This window comes from Chryseobacterium sp. 2VB (assembly GCF_005503635.1).
In the GTDB taxonomy this organism is placed as follows: domain Bacteria; phylum Bacteroidota; class Bacteroidia; order Flavobacteriales; family Weeksellaceae; genus Chryseobacterium; species Chryseobacterium cupriresistens.
Genome location: NZ_SCNC01000034.1, coordinates 1 through 20,452, shown reverse-complemented (window position 1 = coordinate 20,452; position 20,452 = coordinate 1). Strand labels below are relative to the sequence as shown.

Genomic DNA, 20,452 nt, shown 5'->3' with positions numbered 1-20,452 from the left:
TCCGAATTTTAGTTGTTTGCACTCTGCCAGGAAGTATGGAAAACTCCTTCTCTGTCAATACGCTGATAAGTATGAGCTCCGAAATAATCACGCTGAGCCTGAATAAGATTCACGGGAAGAGATTCTGTAGTATATGCATCAAAATATCCTAAAGCTGTCTGAATTCCCAGGCTTGAGATTCCGTTCGTAGCGGCATATCCGGCTGTTTTTCTTAAACCTTTGATTTTTGACTTTACCAGTTCTGAAATTTCTTTATCAAGCAGAATATTAGAAAGGTTAGGGTTTTGGGTATAAGCAGAATAGAATTTCTCCAGCAAAACTGAACGGATAATACATCCTCCTCTCCAGATTTTCACAACATCTTTCAATGGAATTTCAAAGCCGTATTCTTCAGATGCTTTTACCAGTAAAGATAAACCTTGTGCATAGCTGATTAAGGTGGAAAGGAAAAGAGCATCGCCAACCTCCTTAATGAATAATTCTGTATTTTCAGGTTTTACAATTTCGTTATCGGCATATATTTTTGAAGCCTGAACTCTCTCGTTTTTATAAGCAGATAAAATTCTTGAAGTTACCGCAATATCAATGGTAGGAATAGAAACTCCGATTTCCATGGCCTGTTCTGAAGTCCATTTTCCTGTTCCTTTCGCTCCTGCCTTATCTAAAATCTGATCTACAAGATAGCCATCTGTTAATGAATCTTTTTGAGTGAAGATATCTCTGGTAATTTCAATAAGGAACGAGTTCATTTCGCCGTTATTCCATTCTTTGAAAACCTGATAAAGTTGTTCATTATTTAAACCTGCTCCTCTTTTAAGAAGATCATAAGCTTCACTGATCAGCTGCATTATGGCATATTCAATACCGTTGTGTACCATTTTCACATAGTTTCCGGCAGATCCTTTTCCCATATATGCTGTACACGCTTCGTTGTCTACTTTGGCTGCAATGGCTTCCAGCATCGGTTTCAAAAGTCTGAATGCTTCCAGATCCCCTCCAGGCATTATACTTGGACCTGTTCTGGCCCCTTTTTCACCTCCTGACACTCCCATTCCCATAAAATGCAGTTTTTTGGATGCCAGGTCAGCAACACGTCTGTTGGTATCTTCGAAATAAGAATTTCCTGCATCAATCACGATATCGCCTTCGCTTAAAAGCGGGGTAATATTTTCCAGCACAGCATCTACAGGTTTTCCTGCAGGAACCATAAGAATAATTTTTCTTGGAACTTCCAATGCGGATACAAAGTCTTCTAAAGATCCTATACCCTTCACCTTCATTTCTGAAGCAGCTCCGCCTTCTAATTCTTTAACTTTCTCCTGATCAAGGTCGAATCCTGCGATTGAAAACCCGTTGTCAGCGATATTATAAAGCAGATTCCGCCCCATTACTCCAAGGCCAACCATCCCATAACTATATCTTTCCATTATATTGGTATTAATATGAATTTTTGTTATACAGAGAATAAAATTACGGAAATGCCTATAATGAAAAAAATAAAAGGAAAGAAAATGTTTGTTACACTTTTGTTACGTCCTCATTTATAAGCCTCTAATATTCACATTTTCATATGATTTTGTGTTTATAGAATAAAATTCAATCATTAATATGGGAATGATCTATTAAAACAGTCGGTTTTTTGGCATAATTAAACTTATATTTGCCAAAATTTATAAAGTAATGAACTATAAACTTGAACTCAACACTCAGGAGCCTAATTCTAAAATCGTTTTTAATAACATCATATTTGATTCGTTCAAGATTAATATAGTTGAAAGATATATCGGTTCCATGAAGGCTCGCCCTACGTTATGCGAAGTTTTATTTAAAGTAAGAACTCTGGATGATGTACTTATTAACAGAAAAGATGGTAATATAAGAGTAAAGATAAAGGGTGATGATTTTGAAACGTATCAGAAATTATCCCGCGATCTGAATTCTTATGAATACAAAAACAAACTGATTAACAGAAAAGAGGTAGAACAGAATTATGTTCATTTCATCCTGAGTTTAGTAATTACAAATTATCAGCTTAATTAAGCTGGCCGGGTATTTTCCCTCTGAATATTACGGAGGGAAAATTCTCGTACGTTAGTAAGGACATAGAAACAACTATTTTTCAAAGCCTTGAAAAATAAGATTATAAAGAGAAGTACATTTTGTTCTCGGTACTTCCGGACTGGAAATGTTTTAAAAAGTAAAGTTTAAATCAAATTATTCGTTATTACGTAGGATATTGCTTCAATTATATTTTTCACTCCAATTCTTTCAAACAATTTGCTTCTGTGAAACTTTATTGTACTGGGCGACACAAACAGTTGTTCTGCGATTTCTTCTATTTTTAATTCCTGGAGATACAGCCGTATAATTTCTATTTCCCTTAATTTTAGGGCAACTTTAGATTCTTCTGTCCATTTTCCCGTGAAGAGATTATACTTCCAATAGGTTTCTGAGGTACTAGAAACGATCCTGATATTTCCCGCAGACCGGTTAAGAGAATAGGACACTACACAGGCTATTTTGGAGATTTCTCCATCATCAAAGAGTTCTATAGGTGTAATCTTATGATTGACAAGCACATCTACACTGTTGGCATATTTAAGATGAAAATCATAGGTAATGGTATGTACTTTTTTTTCTTCAGGTGAAAGGCATTTAAAAAATTTGAGTCCGTAAGTATTTAATTTTCTTAGTATAATTATATTCAGCCTTAGGCCTATTGTAAAAATTATTTAAAAGACAAAAAACACCTACTTTTATTAAATTTTCAACATCAAGTGAAATTTTTCAACATAATATACACACAAAAACAGGCATTAGGCTGAATATTAAAAAAAGAATTAAAATAAAAATCAAGTCCTCTCTTTACTGAAAGTATTTGAACATAGGTTCCTTTCATATTAATTCATTAAACTTTGATTTAAAACTATACAAAAGTATAATCTGTTTATATTTTTATTAAATTATTTTTACAAAGCAATAAAATGGAAACTGCTCTAAGAAAAAATATAAAAATTAAATAAATCTTATCCTGCTATAATCAGACCATTAATTAAGCCCTTAGGTGCACAATCTTGTATCTAAAGCATCAAACGGCAATCATATACCTCTGAAAAGGTTTCCCTCTTTTTAGTATTCTCTTATTTTCAGACAATTCAATTATTACTTTTTTAATAGAAATGGTATATGGAAATATGACAATTAATAAAAAATTAATAATAAAATCATAATCGTTTTAAAAAAAAGAATTCGTAATTTTTAGAACGAAAATTTAACGATGCATGAAAAGTTTTATATTTTGTTTATTGTTCCTTCTATTGAGTTCCCCTCTTTCGGCGCAAAGAGACACAGATCATTGGTTTGCACCTTATTACGCCTCAGTAAATTATACACAGGCACTCTATCTTTCTACCGATTCTGCAACTCCTTTTGTTGTTACAATTAACAGCAATAATATTCCAATAGGTAACGTAACCATAAGTAAAGGGTCTCCTCAGACCTTTGTGGTGCCAGCTAGTATTATAGCAGCTAATGTTGCTTCAAATGCATTCACTACTATCAATAAAGGTTTATATGTACATGGAAGCAAGCCATTTTACTGTTCATTAAGAATGGTAAGCGGTACTGTACACGCTGAAATTATAACAAGTAAAGGAAAAGCCGGTATAGGCAAAGAATTTTTTGTAGCCGCAACTCCTACTACTGCATCACTTAACATATTTAACTTCTCAGCAGGCATATTGGCAACAGAGAATAATACAGTTATCACCACTACTTGGAATGGAAATGTGACATTCTTTGGAGGAACACCTGCCACCCATTCGCAAACAATCACTCTCAACAAAGGACAATCCTTTATTTTCGCCGGAGGCCCTGGAGTAGGAGGTCAAAATATATCAGCTTTTATCGGAGCTAAAATTGTTTCTGATAAACCGATTACGCTTACCAACGGAAATATCAATGGAAATTTTGGAAACAACACCAGCATGGGATCTGATGCGGTTCTTGATCAGTCTGTACCTACAGATAGACTTGGAAGTACTTTTGCCATGGTGAGAACAAGATCTACCAATCCCGATCTTGAAGGTGGCATCATTGTAGGAACAGAAAACAATACACAAATATTTATTAACGGTTCCAACACTCCTGTTGCGACCATCAACAGCGGTGAATTTTACAGAGTTTCAGGAAATAACTATGTGCAGCAGGGAAATTCCGGACATTTCAATATGTTTATTACGACTTCAAAAAATGTCTATTTATATCAGTTGGTCTCTGTAAATAACAGCAGTGCGACGGTTGGATTCAACTACATTCCGCCATTGAACTGCTTTTTACCCCGAAAAATTGATGAAATCGGGAAGATCAATGAAATGCCAACAGGACCAGGGGTAACAAGCACTGTCCCAACCGGCACTATTGTAAAACTGAATATTTTAACGGAAACCGGAGCCAATGTGACGGTAAACGGCATTACTCCCACCGCCGTACAAGGACCTTTTCCATTGACAGGAAATAGCAGCTGGGTAACATATGCTATCCCATCCATCACCGGAAATGTAACTGTAGTTTCTGATAAAGCTGTAACAGCAGGTATTAATGGTGGTTACAGCACATCAGGATACGGGGGTTATTTTGCAGGTTTCTCTTCCATCCCACTGATTTCAAAAAAAACCGGAGATTGTATTCCGGGTATTGTATTGGAGGTAAATGACAGCTACGATACCTACCAATGGTTTCTCAACGGAAATCCTATCAACGGAGCCAATACCAATACTTATGCTCCAGTGGCGGCGGGAAATTACACCGTGAAAATTTCAGTAAGTACTTGTCCACCGGCAACCACTCCCGTCTATAAAGTATACACATGTCTTCAGGAATCTACAAAAGCGATTACTGTTTGCGAAGGCAACCTGACTATCATACCAGAATTTACCAATTCCACCCAAACTTATGTTCCGAGTACAGTAACGATTATTACTCCTCCAACAAACGGTACTGCTACCATTGATGCTGCAGGAGTAATTAATTATGTTCCCAATTTCGGTTATCTGGGCACTGATACCATTGTTTATAAATTTTGCGGAAATGACCCGGAGTTTACAGATTGTGAACGGGTAACTGTAACACTTACTGTTTCTGAAAGCCCAATTGTAAAAGATGCAGCTTTAAGATCATGTTTCCAGCCATCCAATCCGTTGCTTGGGATATTTAATTTAACAACGGCAGGAGTTAATGTACAACCGGGAATTACTAAGCAGTACTATCCATCTCCTACTGATGCCCATAACGGGACAAACGAAATTCTGACTCCCACCAACTACATTGCTCCTAACGGAGTGGTTTACATTAAGGTAAGCAATGCCAGCGGATGTTATAAAATTGCAGAAGTAACTCTCACGGTTATTCCTCCTACCTACTCAGAAGTATTAAAGGATAAAATTATCTGTATGGAAAATACAACCACACTAGATGCAGGGCCAGGCTATACTTCTTATGAATGGAGTACGGGAGCGACTACACAGTCCATCAAAAATGCAGGGGTTGGAATCTACTGGGTAGATCTGAAAACCAGAGAATGTACCACCAGACAAACAGTGAAGGTTTATGCTTCTGAAAACCCTGTTGTTTCAGATGTTAACATTAACAATAATACAGTTACCTTAAATGTAATTGCCGGTACAGCGCCTTATCAATATTCGATGGACAATATCAACTGGCAGAGTGAAAACATATTTACCAATATATCCCGCGGAAGCCATACTTTCTATGTGAGGGATTCATATAACTGTGTTCCTGTGCAGGTAGAAATTACGGTTCCTAATCTAATTAACATCATCACCCCTAACGGTGACGGAATCAATGACGTACTTGATTATTCTGCTTTGGCAAATAAAAGTAATTTCACATTCGGTATCTATGATAGATATGGAAGTAAAATTCATACAGGAAGTAAATTAAACGGATTCAAATGGGACGGAACTATGGACGGTAAAAAAGAACCTACAGGAACTTACTGGTTTGAAATGGGCTGGAATGAGAACAATACAAAACAAACTCCAATAAAGTATACAGGATGGATTGTAGTAAAAAACAGGAACTAACACCAACCTTCCATAGTAAAATCTCCAACATTTAAACCTCTATTTTTATTATGAAAAAGTTATTGTATATATTCTTCATTACTAATTCATTATTACTGTTGGGCCAGAAAAACAGTAACATACAATTTGCGGTTTACAATGATGCCATTGGAACCAGCAGCATGTTTAATCTTTACAAAAGCAGTATTGAAAAATTAAACTTTTTTAAAACCAAGGCCAGTCTGCCTTCTCATTTAAAAAAGTTTGACTATCTGGCTGACAACGGTTTAATAGAGATCACGTTTAAAAAAAATGAAGGTTATCCTGATAGTTTACCGCTGGAAATGCTTAATGAGCAGAGCAATCTTCCTAAAGACAGACCCGTGTTTATAGAAGGATATCAATTTAATGACACCACTATCCGGGTCTACAGTGAAATGATCACCAACATTGAACTTAAAGATTGTAATGGATTGCAATGCATCTATATTTCCACCATAAGAAATTAATGTCCGGGATTTCCCTTTATTAATTGACATGCAGAGGTTATTTCACATTTGAAGTAACCTCTTTTATTTTATTAAAGAGGATGGATTTTATTTCAACAACCTGGAAAACCATACATAGATATCCATATCACCGGGAATATTCAGTTTTTTCCTTAGATTATATTTTTTGGTCTGTACGGTTCTCACTGAGGTAAAAGTATATTCAGCAATTTCTTTGGTAGAAAAATTGAGATAGATGTAAGCACAGAATCTTATTTCCGATATTTTTAAAGGAGAAACTTTCAGCAGTTCTTCTGAAAAGTGCGGATAATACTCATTGAAACGGGTCAGAAACTCAGGGCTGTTTTCTTTGGCAAGCTGTATCACTTCCTTAAAAATACTCTCCTGTACAGGCATCTGATGAGGGATATCAATTTTATCCAGATTTTTACTTTTGTGCTTTCTATAATAATACAGGAAAAGAAATATAAAAAGAAGACATGCGGCAATACTCAACGACAGGATGAAGAAAAGTTCTTTTGTTTCCTTCTTTCTATTGCTATTTTCCAATTCATTCTGTTTATCTACAGCATCATTCAATGTCTGGTTTTGTCTGTTGGTTGAAGACTCTATATCCAACAGCCAATTAGTGTAATAGGCAATGCTGTCTTTCTGTCCCGTACTTTTATACAGATCCTTCAGCTCCATTGCTACCGACTTTTGATAATTCTCGCTTTTATAATAGTTATTTGCGATATTTTTACATATCCATAAATGATGCTGGGCCTCAGCAATTTTCCTGATGGATTTAAAATACCTGCCGGCATAATATGAGGTAATGTATCGTATTCCTATTTCATCTATTTTTTTTCATTCTGGATGGCTTCCTCAATATATATTTTGGCAGAATCAGGTTTGTTGAGCTCAAGATACATTCCGCCAAGATACGGTGAGGTTTTATAACTGTTGCTCAATCTGTTCTTGTCTATCCTATAGAGATTATTTTTGTTTTCTCTGTAAATTTTAGAATACTTATATGCTGTTTTATAATGTTTTAATGCTAATTTTTTTTTATTAATTTCATTGTATATTCCTGCATACTGCCAGTTGATCAGATAAATAAAGTAAGCATTATTGGTTTGAATTACTCTATCATAGATTTCATCCAATTGTTTCAGAGAAGCAACTCTTTCTCCTAATTTCTGGTATAGCAGTGACCTTTGAAGATGGAGATAAAATAGGACTTCAAAATCTGTATCTGAATTGATTAGGTTTTCTTTTTCCACTTTATCCGTGTAATAAAAGGATCTCTTCATATCACTGTTTCGGTTGTAGATATTGGCTTTAGGAAAAAGAATATTGTTAATGGTAATTACATCTTTTACTGAAAATATGGGTTTTGACAATATAGATTCACATTCTTGTTTTTTTGCAGGGTATTTCAGACGTACAAGGTCTTCATATATCCTTTTATAGTCGGGAGATTCGGGTTTGTGCATAGATTCTTTATTCTTAATCAAAAATCCCCGGAAAGGGGGCCGAAGTGTGGCTGGTCTCCGGCCAATAATAACTAAACATACTTCGCCACAAAAACTATATTTTAATAAAAAATTCCGAACAGATCGATTTTCTTTATTGTTATAATTCTCTTACAGCACAAATTTGCTTTATTCTCCTTTCGTCTCAAAAAAAACAGGTATGACACAGGTATTACAGTGAGTTAATCCCGGTAAAAATCCACTAAAATTATCTCAAATTAAGCATCCAGAGATAAATATCCTCATCTGACGAGATTCCCAATCTTTTGCGTAAACGGTTCTTTCTTGTCTGTACAGACTGAGGCTGAACAAAAGTATATGCAGCAATATCTTTGGTGGAAAAATTAAGAAACAACATGGCACAAAACTTGAGCTCAGTACTTTGCAGCTGAGGTTCAATTTTCATCAGTTTGGGTACAAATTCAGGATAAACCTCCTGAAAACGGGTAAGGAATTCCGGATCATTATTTTTTGCCAGTTGTATCACCTCTTCAAAAGCTACATTCAATTTTTGATTAAGCTCCTTCGTTTCTATTTCCCTGACATTTAACATCTTATTCTTCTTTTTTATTCTTTTATTAATCATAAAGAAAATAACTGCCAAAATTCCAATTCCCCCAATAATAATATAGAGCAAAAGATGATTTTCATTTTTCAATTTTTTTTGTTTTTCTTCCACAAGAAGATCTACTGTATCCTTCAGATTATTATCGTCTATCTTTTTTAAACTGTCATTGAGTCTGCTGTATTTAAGCTCATATTTATTTTCATTATCAATCTGCCCGGTTTTTTCGTATGATCTGGATATTAAGCCGTACAACTCTGATAATTTTCTGAAGTTTTTTGCTTTTGCAGCAAGCACTATGGCCTTTTCATAATTGACAATAGCTGCATCATATTGCTTTCTCGCATCACAAATTTGCCCTAAAAGCTTATATGTTGCAAAATCATTATTCCCCCAGTCAACAGCTATAAACTGGGCAGATTTTATATAATACTCCGCAGAATCAATTTTATTTTCATTAAGTTTTGCTTCGGATAAAAGGAGCATGGCTGCTTTCAGACTGGTATTCATCCCCGTATCCATTTTTTTTGATTTTTTCAATTCATCAACAATTTTCTTTCCATAGTAGGTAACAGAGTCGTACATTTTTTTCTCAAGATAATTTCTCCCTACCTGAACCAGAATCATTCCCTTAATAGCATGCCTGGTAGAATCATTTTTTAAATCATCCGCCATTGTCAGATTCTTTTTCAACTTTTTTAACGATTCATCATACATTTTAATTCCTCTGTAATTGATGCTGTATAATATATTCATGGAAATTTCCTGATCTTCAGCATTCGAGTTTTTGAACTCAGGTTCCATCATTTTTAAATAATAATTGCTTTTATTATACCTGTATTGCATGGAAAAAGCCAGTGCCAGATTATAATATGCAGATAATTTTCCTTCCGCATAATTAATATGTTTAGCATCATCCAGTATTGAAAGATTCAATGTAATCATATCATCTGTCTGGCCATCAATAAGAAGAGCATTAGACTCCTCCAGCCTTTTATCAATAGTTGCTGTGGTAATTTTAGGTTGTGCAAACAGCAGTAACGGGAAAAACAAAATAATAAATTTCATAGTGTATCAAATATGTCTAATATATATATGTATATAACATGTATAAAAGTAAAAATTTATTAATTTAATTTCAAAACAAGAATTTTAACCTTATAAAAATCAATAACAATAAAACTTAATATAGATCTTTCACATGCATCTTTACTTCTTTTCAGGGGCAATGATAAAATATTTACATAAAAAAATGCCCTATAGAGCCATTACATACATATGACATACCTATGACATTCAATAGTATTGATGCTTTAGCTTATTTTTCAAAGTTGTAATCTGATTCTTATTTGGGTCTCAAAATATTCATCCTTATTCCCTGATCAAATGAAAGACTCACTAATTCCTATTAAAAGTGTAATACAGTGAACAATTTTAAGACATCTATACTTTTTCATTAAAAAAATAAAATACTCATTACCAATAAATTACTACAATGTCATAGCTATGTCATAGGTGAAATTTTGTACAACATAAAGCCTGGAATGTAATATTGCATCAACAAACTTATCCATCTGATTTCCAACAAATACCGGTTACGATCAATGGATCATGAGCTCAAAACAAATAAAAAATATATACATCTATGAAAAAATTTTTATTACCCACTGCTTTACTAGCTTTTTTGAATGTGTATTCACAGGTTGGTATGAATACTACAACCCCCAGTGCTACAGTTGATGTAGTGAGTAAAGGAAACACCAATGCAACAAAAGCTTTAGAAATTAATGACAGTACCAATAAGGAACTTCTTAGTGTATCTGATGATGGATCAGTGCGCCTGGAAAATTATAAAAACTTCAGTTTATTAGGCACTGATGTTAATGGTAACCTGGTGAATGGGACAACAGCAAGTATTCCTTCTATTGTAGGAATTGCCACAGGGATTGCGTCAACCAGTGACCTTTCCGCCAATACGGAAGCTAAATATAATTTTACTGTGAACAAAATTAATTCTGCAAATCTATCATATAGCTCAGGTAACTTTACCGTATTGAAAGCAGGATATTATGGTATTTCGCTTTATACAAAAAAAGATGTCAGTATGAACTCTCCTACAACCGGAGGAACAGTACAAACCTTTATAAAGAAAACTGTTGGAGCTGCTACAACTGAACTCTCAGTAAATCAAAATGGCTTAACGGATAATGTTTCTTTTGAAGCCAATACTATAGGAGTAACAGCATATTTTAATGTTGGTGACATAATAAGCTGCAGAGGTAATTACACAAGACCTCACAGATTAACTACAGCTTCATTGAGCATTGTATATTATGGTACCTAATCAATTTCCTTTATAGAATACTTTATTTTTAAACTATAAAAGCCACTTTTAAACCATCACAAAAGTGGTTTTTATCCTAATCCGTTGATTATGCTTTTTAAAGACATTCACATTGGTGCGCTAATACAAAAACGGGTACAGGAAATCGGATTCTCGTCAGACAGGCTCATGAAATTCATGCAATGCAGCTGTGAAGAACTGTCTCAGATGTACAAAAGCAAGTCATTGGATGCAGAGGTACTCCTTAAATGGAGCAAGCTACTGACTTATGATTTCTTTAGAATTTATTCCCAACATCTGCTGCTGTATTCACCTCCCCTATCTTCAGATTATTATCAAAAATCAAGACAGGAAAAAACGCAGCTTCCGGAGTTCAGAAAAAATATCTATACTATAGAGATGATTGATTTTATTCTTGAGCTTTTAAAAACAAATGAAAAAACAAAACAGCAAATTATAGAGGAATACAGAATTCCCAAAACTACTTTATACAAATGGATCAAAAAATACTAACCTTATTTATCCATGATCATTAATGAAAAATTTTACTTTGATGCCTGCATCTGATCTCCCTCTGGAAAGTGTATGTTCATCCTTTATTTTTCACAAATTTCCGATTCTATTAACACAGATAAAAAATATAAGATTTATTAAAAACTTCAGCATTACATGTACTTCAGAAATATAATCAGGACCATCAAAAGCAGCAGAAACTCTCAATGATTGAGAGTTTTTTCTGCAGTTCAATTTTTTAATAATCTGCCTTTGCTATTTCAAGCTTATTGATTTTCGCTTGTTTGCTATATAGTGAAATTTGAAGGAAGTCCTGGTTGCAGATAAAGTTCGCGCAGAGTGCATACATTCAGGTTACCGTTTACCTTTGCATTAAATTTCGGATATATTTAGAAATTTGATTAAGTACAGCCACTGTAAAGATGAAAATTATTTTTCCACATCTTCCTTTATATCAGATATTTGACAAAAATACTGGTATGTTTTTTTCAAATAAACGATATAAAATTTGTTTTTATGACCAATCGGTCATATATTTGCTTTATTATTCAGTATGATCATGGCAAAAGGGGAAGAAACCAGACAGTTCATTATAGAAAAAGCAGCACCTATTTTTAATACAAAAGGGATTGCAGCTACTTCTATGAGCGATATTATGGAGGCCACCAAGTTGTCTAAAGGCAGTATGTACGTTCATTTTGAAAATAAGGAAGTACTTGCCTGTGCTGCTGTTGAGCATAATATGCAAATGCTGACTGATCAACTTCAAAAAACTTTAAGTAGATTTAAAACTTCCAGGGAACAGTTATTCGCCTATATTGATTTTTTTAGTGATCCCAACCATCCGCCTGTAGTTGGTGGGTGTCCCCTGTTAAACTTTGGAACAGAAGCTGATGATACCAATCCAGTCGTTAAAGGAAAAATAAACAATGGAATAAAACAGGGAGAAAAATTAATTTCCGCTATTATAAAAAAAGGAATTTCCAATAAAGAGTTCAGAGCAGAATGGAATGCGGAAGATTTTGCAACAGTTCTGTTTGCCATGCTTGAAGGTGGACACTTAATGTCAAGAATGGCTGGTAATAACGATAAAATGATGACTATCGTCAAAAATCTTAAAAAAATGATTGAAGAAAATACTGTGTAATTTTTTTATCCAAAATATGACCGATCGGTCATTTACATATGAAATAATTCTTTTAAAAAATATAATCATAACAATTTAAAAAACAGAACAATGTCAAAAACAGTTTTAATTACAGGTGCATCAAAAGGTTTCGGAAAAGCATGGGCAGAAGCCTTTTTAGCCAAAGGATACAATGTGGCTGCAACAGCCAGAAATGTAGAAACGCTTGATGATTTAAAAGAAAAATATGGAGATTCCGTATTGCCTTTACCCTTAGATGTAGATAAAAGAGAGGAATCATTATCAGTAGTTCAGAAAGTACACCAACACTTCGGCAGCATTGATATTCTGATTAATAATGCAGGATATGCATTAACAGGTGCAGTGGAAGAAACCACCGAACAGGAAGCAAGAGCACAGTTTGAAACGAATTTCTTTGGAACTTTATGGCTTACACAGGCGGTGCTTCCCATTATGAGAGATCAGAAAAGTGGTCATATCATTCAGGTTTCTTCTATTTTAGGATTGGCTACTTTACCAACCATGGGACTTTATAATGCATCTAAGTTTGCACTGGAAGGATTAAGCGAAACTTTAGCAACAGAAGTAAAAGGCTTTGGAATTAATGTAACGTTGGTAGAACCTAATGGCTACGCTTCCAATATCTGGCATACAGGAATTAATACGCAAAGTAATCCGGTTTACGACAACGTTAAAAAAGCGTTCTCGGAATCCGAAACATCTTTCGGAAGCGTTGAAGCGACAGCACCGGCATTGATAAAGTTAGCAGAAACTGAAAATCCTCCATTGCGTTTATTGCTTGGAAAAGTAGCACTTCCTTTCGTAAAACAAAATTACGAACAGCGCTTAAAAGTTTGGGAAGAATGGAATGATATATCTGTAGAAGCTCACGGATAATTTCCAAAATGCATTAACAAAATAAGCTCCGTTATAGTAAAACGGAGCTTATTTTTTATTTTTTTTTAGCCCGGCAACGCTCTCTTTTTCCGTAGCACTACTTCTCATCAGTCTCCTATTCTACCATCTTCCTGTTCACCATCTGAAATGTCTGTTTCGCTGTGAAATATGGCTATTTGAACACATTACCAGTTTCCCAGGCATATCTTAGGGTATAATTTTGTCTCATCAAAAAAGAAAAAACAGATTTAAATCTAATACAGCAAAACAATGAAAACAACAATTTCAACAATTCTTTTAGCAGCAACTTTTATCTTAGGTACACCTGCTATTTCTAAGGCGCAAAAAAATGATACTGCTACTCTATTATCAAAAAATGATACCAGTATCCGTCCTTTTCACATCAATATTCCACAATCTCAGCTGGATGATCTTAAAAAACGTATTTCCGAAACCCGCTTCCCGGATAAAGAGACTGTGAAAGATGCTTCCCAAGGAATCCAGCTTGAGCAGTTAAAAGAACTTATCACCTATTGGGGCAACGGATACGACTGGAGAAAAGTGGAAAATAAACTGAATGCGCTTCCCCAATTTGTAACAAAAATTGACGGACTTGATATCCAGTTTATCCATGTACGTTCAAAGGAGTCTAATGCAATGCCTGTGATTCTTACCCATGGCTGGCCTGGTTCTCCGCTGGAGTTTATCAATGCAATAGATCCTTTGACTGATCCTGTAAAATACGGAGGAAAAGCAAGTGATGCTTTTGATGTAATTATACCTGCCATTCCGGGATATGGTTTTTCAGAGATTCCTGCTGAGCTTGGCTGGAACCCTGACCGCGTTGCCCGTGCATGGGATGTACTGATGAAAAGACTCGGTTACAAAAAATATGTTTCTGAAGGTGGTGACCATGGTTCCGTTATTTCTGATGCATTAGCAAAACAGGCTCATTCAGGTCTTTTAGGAATTCATCTCACGATGCCGGCTACTATTCCTGCTGAACTTGTAAAACCAATCAATGCCGGTGATCCCGCCCCGTCAGGACTTTCTGCCTCAGAAGCAAAAGCATACAATGCAATGAGTACATTCTTTGGAAGAAATGCAGCTTACGGGGGAATGATGGTAACACGTCCACAGACAACAGGATATCTGCTTTCTGATTCTCCAACAGCCTTAGCAGCATTCCTTTACGAAAAAATTGCAGAATGGAGTGAAAGTGATCTTCATCCCGAGAATGTCATTGGCCGTGATGCTATCCTCGATGATATTACCCTTTACTGGCTTACCAATACCGGAGCGTCTTCCTCACGTTTCTATTGGGAAAATAACAAGAATAATTTCAGTGCTGAGGCGCAGAAGACCAAAGACATTAAAGTTCCTGTAGCTATTTCGGTATTTCCTCACGAAATTTATCAGGCTCCGGAAAGCTGGTCGAAGCAGGCATATCCTACTTTATATTATTATCATAAAGCTTCAAAAGGCGGCCATTTTGCAGCCTGGGAACAGCCGCAGGTCTTTACGGAAGAGCTTAGAGCCGCTTTCAAAGAGTTAAGGAAAAAACTTTAACAATATCAATCAACAATATCGTTTAATCTAAATAATAAAAATATGGAATTAAATACCATTCAGGAAGTAGAAAATACAACAGTAATCAATATCAATAAAGTGTTGTATTCCGGTAATGTCATCGTAACCGGAGGTCGCAACGGAGAAGCAAAAAGCAGCGACGGAAAGTTAGATATCGAATTAACCTCTCCCGGTTCAAAAGGAAACGGAACCAATCCGGAACAGCTATTGGCAGCAGGATGGTCGGCATGTTTTATCGGAGCTATGCATTTGGGTGCTTCAAAGGCTGGAATTACTCTTCCTCAGGACTTATCTGTCAATACCTCTGTAGACCTTGCCACCAATGATGATGGATTTTTCCTGCAGGCTCACCTACAAATCCTTCTGCCAGGCCTTGCAATAGATGAAGCCAGAAAAGTTGTGGAGACTGCTCATGCAACATGTCCTTATTCAAAAGCAACCCGCGGAAATATTAATGTAAAGATCGATGTAGTGGTGTAGTTTTCAGAATGTTTATTTCATTTTGACTAGAACCTTCCCTGCCCAAAGCAAGGAAGGTTTCTTTTGCTGAGATCGGTTTGAAAAAGATAATCCGGATGTAAAGGTCTGTTATATTAATTTCCAAAATTGACAAAATGAGGAACATCCGTGGCAAAGCTGTTCAATGGTAAAAGATTATTCCTGTTACTGTTAAAGTCAAAAACAGAATTATTATCAAAAGGAACACGCGGATAATACATGAAAGAAATCTGAATCCTGTTGAAAACCAGATATGGATTATTAATTAAAACACCGATCCCGATTTTTGTGTTGGCCTTAGTTTTAAACAGCTTATCATCAGGCATTCCGAGCCAGCCCACTGCAGTTGTTAAATAAGGACTGAAGTGAAAATTCTTCCAGGTTTTATTAATAAACAATTGAAGCTGATACCTCAGCACTATTTTTTTTGTCCCGATATAATCAGAATTATAAACGGGGAACTCGTCTGTAGAAGAAAGGTTTATCCTATCCTTATACGAATAATTATGCTGTGGATTTCCCAATGCCAGTGTTGGAGAGAAGAAATGTCTTGCTTTGGCAAATTTCCAGTCCATAAGGTTGGTGAAATAAGTTCCATCAAAGCGGAAAGATTCCCTGTTCTGGCTGTCTTCATTAAAAAACCTTCCAAACTGTGCTTTCACTGTGAAATATCCCAATTTTGTAAAACGTCCGTAAGATGCTGAAATTCCAACATACGGATTCACTTCTTTATTTCTTGATAATCCTCCGGCAATGACGTTTACAGAATTACCATAAGCAATATCCTCCGGCAAATCATACTGGAAAATATTTTTCTGAACCGAAAAGTTTCTCTGAATAAACCCAACAGACATCAGAAAACTGTTGTAAGAACTGAAATATTGATACTGATCAATTCCCGGACTGTCTTTGTACTTATAGTTCTGGAATCTTCCTATGATGGCAATATTGCTGGATACCTTCTCACGGGGATCAGATGAAACCGGAATCTGATAACCTCCCCATAAATCCTGACTGTACACTTTGATCTGAACTTCCGGAAAAGTGGTATCCGTATTTATCGGAAGTAAAACTTTCCGCATAAAATATTCAAATGTAAAACCTCCCGCCCATTTCGTCAAAGGGGAGAAAAAATCTCTTCTGAGGCTGAAATTAATTCTTTCATTTTTCGAAAAGTCCCGTTCTCCAAGAATCTGGGCATTGATATAGGTACCAAAAAGATTATGGGTAGTATAGCTGCCTAAAAGATAATCCTGCTTTTCTTTGGAATCGTTTCTGTAAAGAAAGTCCAGTGTGTGTCCCAGTCCCAGCACATTTTCTTCCGTAACACCCAAACCGATTTTACTTCCGGAATAACTGATTCTCGGCTTCAGACTCCAGGAATCCAATACCTTTACGACAACATCTATAGAATCTTTACTCGAAGTGCTGTCGGAAACACTGATATTAACTCTGTTGATAAAAGGCATTGTTCTAAGCAAACGCTCTGATTCATAGAGCTTTTGGGCGTTATATTCTTCTCCTTCTTCAAAAAGCAAAAAATTATTGATTGTTGATCTTCTGGTACTGGAATGAAGGTGATCCTTTATCCAATCATACCATTTACCTATTTCCTTACTGTCATTAGAGCCATATCCAAAAGGGTCAATGGTTTCTATCCTGACATTTCTGATAATTTTTTTGTTATAAGTATTTTGTAAAAGCTTTTCAGTATTGGACTTCACGGAAGTGGAATCCGGCTCTCTACGAAATATAAAGCGGTGAATGAATTTGGTAACTTTTCTCTTATCTGAAAATTCTTCTATTTTGTAATACAGCGAATCTTTCTTTTCCTGTGCATTTAAAAAGAAAAAACCACTTAAAAGGAAAATCAGAGTTACAGTCGTTCTAGCCATTAGTCATCAAAAATTCAATAAGGTTTGTTGTATCAATTTGCAAGCCAATAAGGGATGATCATAGATAAAGAAACAATTTTTATGATAAAATAGTAAAAGCAGGCCCTTAACACACGTTTTTTCTACAGTTTAAAAAAGAAATAAACCACTGCAACCCATTCTTTTTTTATACCATGAGCGTAGCCTATTGTACTGCGGCTGAAATTTTCAACGGTTCCGTCCTCTTTAATATACCCCAAAGTAGAGCGGTTGCTATTTTCTACTGTTCCGTCTTCCTTTACATAACCTACTGTGGAACGGTTTTTATTTTCAATGGTTCCGTCGTTTCTGATATAGCCAATTGTAGAACGGCTTCGGTCTTCAATAGTACCGTCACTCCTGATATAACCTACGGTGGAATGACTGCTGTTCTCAATCGTTCCATCACTTTTAATATATCCTAAGGTGCTTCGGCTGCCGGATTCGATGGTTTGTGCTTTTGTCAGTATCATGCCTGTTACTGAGACCATTAAAAATAGTATTTTTTTCATTTCTTTTTAATGTTTTATCTCAGTCTAAGTTAAGATTCTCTTTTTAATTTTCTAAATAATCTTAAAACTAATTTAAATCATAAAACAAAAGCATCCGGTAAACACCTTTTTTGTTATTTTTACTCATTATAAATAAAAATAATACATGAAAAAATTCGTACTTACGGGAATAGTTATGACAGGAGGCTTTCTAACAGCTAAAGCACAGTGTAAGCCGGTGGCCTCTCTTGCAGAAAGTTTTGATACCTGGAAAGATATTCATAAATGCTGGACTGCTCAATCCGGGAAAGCGATGCTTTATGCAAGTGACAAAAGAATTATATTCTACTCCATGAGCAATCCGGGAGAAAATATGTATCTGGTAACTCCCGAAATTAAAGCCGGAACCTATATGCTGTCTCTTGACCTTTCTGATAACGGAGGAGAAACAACATTAGAACTTTTTTCAGTAGATAATCCTTCTGATGTAAAAACCTATACGGCAATTACCAAACCTTCCAAAATAACAGGAGAGAAAAAAACATTTACGGTTTCTTTGAAGAAAGATTCACATTTAGGATTGAAAGTTCTGCTGAATGGAGTGCATCAGGCTGTTTATCTGGATAACCTGTCCCTGCAGGCGAAGAAATAAACTGGCGAAAGCCTACACATTAATAGAAAGTTATTCCTTCTGTTTTAAGAAAACTAAAACAGTTTTTTAAGTTTATATTCAAATGCAAAAACTTAGAGTGAAAATTTCACTCTAAGTTTTTCTGTTTCCGGTTTTTAAGAACGCAGTAATTACCATACAAAATTCTATCATTAATCTCAATAAGTTATTAACTTTTTCATGCTGTGGAAAATTAATAAAAAAGAGTATCACCGCAGATATACTCTTAAAAAAACTCAGAAAAAAACGAAGCTATATGCTCTAATTACTTTAGGTGATCAATCTGGCAGATTACTATGAAGATACGTTTCCATCTTGTGACAGTATTTCGGCTTAATCTAAAATGCCGGGCTAGCTGACTATTATTTAGTTTATGTTTTTTTTGATAAGTAAGCATTTCAAAAATAGCCTCTTTATCATAGGATTTGAATTTTTGGTTTTCAGATATCCTGTCAACAAAAATAATGTTATTAACTTTCAAAACATCTGATAAAGACATGGATTCTTTTGACAGATATCGCTTTACATTTTCCCATTTATCAGGGCATTTGGACTTTATGAAATCATGGTAAATCTTTTTATAATCAGGGCCTGTATTTATTGTCTGTATTTGCTTATCCATTTATTCAATGTTGACTTCGGAATTCCGTAGTGATTCGTGATTTCTACGAAGTTTTCTGTTTATCTTCTAAAAGTTCCAGTATATAGTCTATGGTTTCTTTGGTATATAAACTTTCCTGAACTGGGTCAGTTTAAATTGTACTCCATTTTTATTTTAACTGGTAATGCGGAGCATATCATATTAAATGATAGGAATAGAAACGAAAAAATCATATTTCAATCATTTTGAACATTCTAGGAGCAAATTCACATCTAATGATTTCTCAGAATACATTTCCGTAATCTCATTTTCTGCTGAATCTGTACTCAAAAACCAACATTTTACAAAAAGTAAGTTCCTGATCTATTCTTCATTAAATTGTTGGATATATCTTTTAAAAGCTGATTGATTTCATTCTCACTACAAAACGTAATATCAATATTTTTTCTTAATATTCTTCCTGAAGAATTCAAAAAAAGAAGGATTAAATATTTTCTAAAAGTCTGTTCCTTTATTTCTATTCTTACAATTTTCTTTTGCGCCGTTTCTAAAACCAAACTTTTTCCTCTGTTTGAAGGCCATTGATAGCTTTTGATGGAAATTATCTTTCCGGAATGCTCATATTCGAATATAAACCGGTTTTTTAACAGTCCATATACAAGCACCAATAAAGCTGTTAAGGAAAAAAATTCTATAGCAAAAATGTATTTCAAATACATGAGAATACCAATGTTCAAAAAAAGCAGCGACAATATAATTAACTGAACAAGCATATAACGGTCTACTCTTTTCTTATTATCTATTTTCATTACCCTTCAATGATTAAAATTGTCTATTCTTATTTATTTTCTCTGTATATATTTCTGATTTCAGATGCAGAATATTGTTATTCCATTCATTCTGCCAGCTTGTAAAAAAGTACCGGTTGAACTCCCAAAAAAGCATTGCTATCAAAAATGTAATTTTTATAATTTTAATCAGACTTAACTTTCTATTTACATTCATTCACTTATTGCCTATTTTTATTCTTTAAGGTAAAGCGACATCATTCATAATTTAATCAAGTAAAACATGCTATTTATTTAAAAATAAGCGTTAAAATATCTCATAAATG

The 20,452-nt window shown here is 34.9% G+C and carries 18 protein-coding genes; 10 read left to right on the top strand and 8 right to left on the bottom strand.

Translation table 11 applies throughout. The annotated features are described in order from the left end of the window. Window positions 1–8: 8 nt before the first annotated feature. Window positions 9–1,427, bottom strand: coding sequence for an NADP-dependent phosphogluconate dehydrogenase (gene gndA, locus FFS26_RS20930; RefSeq protein WP_137906037.1), 1,419 nt, complete (start codon window positions 1,425–1,427; stop codon window positions 9–11). Window positions 1,428–1,680: 253 nt separating this feature from the next. Here gndA and FFS26_RS20925 point away from each other — a divergent pair, with 253 nt between their 5' ends. After that, window positions 1,681–2,040, top strand: coding sequence for a prevent-host-death protein (locus FFS26_RS20925; RefSeq protein WP_137906036.1), 360 nt, complete (start codon window positions 1,681–1,683; stop codon window positions 2,038–2,040). Between the two features lie 164 nt (window positions 2,041–2,204). Here the strand turns inward: FFS26_RS20925 and FFS26_RS23005 are convergent, their stop codons facing one another. Beyond that, a complete protein-coding gene (locus tag FFS26_RS23005; protein ID WP_181398002.1) occupies window positions 2,205–2,507 on the bottom strand; it encodes a LuxR C-terminal-related transcriptional regulator in 303 nt (100 codons plus the stop codon). Between the two features lie 774 nt (window positions 2,508–3,281). Between FFS26_RS23005 and FFS26_RS20915 the strand changes: the two genes are divergently transcribed. Both FFS26_RS20915 and FFS26_RS20910 read left to right on the top strand, forming a co-directional pair. Next, window positions 3,282–6,104 (top strand): T9SS type B sorting domain-containing protein, encoded by a 2,823-nt coding sequence (locus tag FFS26_RS20915; protein WP_137906035.1) that lies wholly within the window; start codon window positions 3,282–3,284, stop codon window positions 6,102–6,104. A gap of 50 nt (window positions 6,105–6,154) precedes the next feature. Next, entirely contained in the window at window positions 6,155–6,592 is a 438-nt protein-coding gene (locus tag FFS26_RS20910; RefSeq protein WP_110011170.1) for a hypothetical protein, read from the top strand. Window positions 6,593–6,679: 87 nt separating this feature from the next. Here the strand turns inward: FFS26_RS20910 and FFS26_RS20905 are convergent, their stop codons facing one another. From FFS26_RS20905 to FFS26_RS20895, 3 genes are all read right to left on the bottom strand, one after another. Beyond that, complete coding sequence (locus tag FFS26_RS20905) at window positions 6,680–7,279, bottom strand: helix-turn-helix transcriptional regulator (protein ID WP_110011171.1); 600 nt, start codon at window positions 7,277–7,279, stop codon at window positions 6,680–6,682. Between the two features lie 152 nt (window positions 7,280–7,431). After that, window positions 7,432–8,070, bottom strand: a complete 639-nt coding sequence (locus FFS26_RS20900; protein ID WP_137906034.1) for a hypothetical protein — start codon at window positions 8,068–8,070, stop codon at window positions 7,432–7,434. Between the two features lie 247 nt (window positions 8,071–8,317). Beyond that, window positions 8,318–9,742 (bottom strand): helix-turn-helix transcriptional regulator, encoded by a 1,425-nt coding sequence (locus FFS26_RS20895; protein WP_137906033.1) that lies wholly within the window; start codon window positions 9,740–9,742, stop codon window positions 8,318–8,320. A gap of 577 nt (window positions 9,743–10,319) precedes the next feature. Between FFS26_RS20895 and FFS26_RS20890 the strand changes: the two genes are divergently transcribed. The 6 genes from FFS26_RS20890 to FFS26_RS20865 all read left to right on the top strand — a co-directional run bounded on the left by FFS26_RS20890 (window position 10,320) and on the right by FFS26_RS20865 (window position 15,645). Next, on the top strand, window positions 10,320–11,018 hold the full coding sequence (locus tag FFS26_RS20890) for a hypothetical protein (protein WP_137906032.1): 699 nt from the start codon (window positions 10,320–10,322) through the stop codon (window positions 11,016–11,018). Between the two features lie 90 nt (window positions 11,019–11,108). After that, window positions 11,109–11,531, top strand: a complete 423-nt coding sequence (locus tag FFS26_RS20885; protein ID WP_110011179.1) for a transposase — start codon at window positions 11,109–11,111, stop codon at window positions 11,529–11,531. A 559-nt stretch (window positions 11,532–12,090) separates the two neighbouring features. After that, window positions 12,091–12,678 (top strand): TetR/AcrR family transcriptional regulator, encoded by a 588-nt coding sequence (locus FFS26_RS20880; RefSeq protein ID WP_137906031.1) that lies wholly within the window; start codon window positions 12,091–12,093, stop codon window positions 12,676–12,678. Window positions 12,679–12,768: 90 nt separating this feature from the next. Next, on the top strand, window positions 12,769–13,575 hold the full coding sequence (locus FFS26_RS20875) for an SDR family NAD(P)-dependent oxidoreductase (RefSeq protein WP_137906030.1): 807 nt from the start codon (window positions 12,769–12,771) through the stop codon (window positions 13,573–13,575). Between the two features lie 270 nt (window positions 13,576–13,845). Further along, on the top strand, window positions 13,846–15,144 hold the full coding sequence (locus FFS26_RS20870; protein WP_110011181.1) for an epoxide hydrolase family protein: 1,299 nt from the start codon (window positions 13,846–13,848) through the stop codon (window positions 15,142–15,144). Between the two features lie 42 nt (window positions 15,145–15,186). Then, on the top strand, window positions 15,187–15,645 hold the full coding sequence (locus FFS26_RS20865; protein WP_110011182.1) for an organic hydroperoxide resistance protein: 459 nt from the start codon (window positions 15,187–15,189) through the stop codon (window positions 15,643–15,645). 113 nt (window positions 15,646–15,758) lie between these two features. Here FFS26_RS20865 and FFS26_RS20860 read toward each other — a convergent pair whose 3' ends face one another. Next, window positions 15,759–17,558: a hypothetical protein gene (locus FFS26_RS20860; RefSeq protein WP_110011184.1), complete on the bottom strand. Its 1,800-nt coding sequence runs from the start codon at window positions 17,556–17,558 to the stop codon at window positions 15,759–15,761. Window positions 17,559–17,680: 122 nt separating this feature from the next. After that, entirely contained in the window at window positions 17,681–18,088 is a 408-nt protein-coding gene (locus FFS26_RS20855; protein ID WP_110011185.1) for a 5-fold beta-flower protein, read from the bottom strand. 145 nt (window positions 18,089–18,233) lie between these two features. On the opposite strand from FFS26_RS20855, the gene FFS26_RS20850 reads away from it, so the two are divergent. After that, the gene (locus FFS26_RS20850) at window positions 18,234–18,719 is read left to right on the top strand and encodes a hypothetical protein (RefSeq protein WP_110011186.1); all 486 of its coding nucleotides are present in this window, start codon (window positions 18,234–18,236) and stop codon (window positions 18,717–18,719) included. A 283-nt stretch (window positions 18,720–19,002) separates the two neighbouring features. Here the strand turns inward: FFS26_RS20850 and FFS26_RS20845 are convergent, their stop codons facing one another. Continuing rightward, on the bottom strand, window positions 19,003–19,359 hold the full coding sequence (locus FFS26_RS20845; protein ID WP_110011187.1) for a transposase: 357 nt from the start codon (window positions 19,357–19,359) through the stop codon (window positions 19,003–19,005). Window positions 19,360–20,452 lie beyond the last annotated feature (1,093 nt).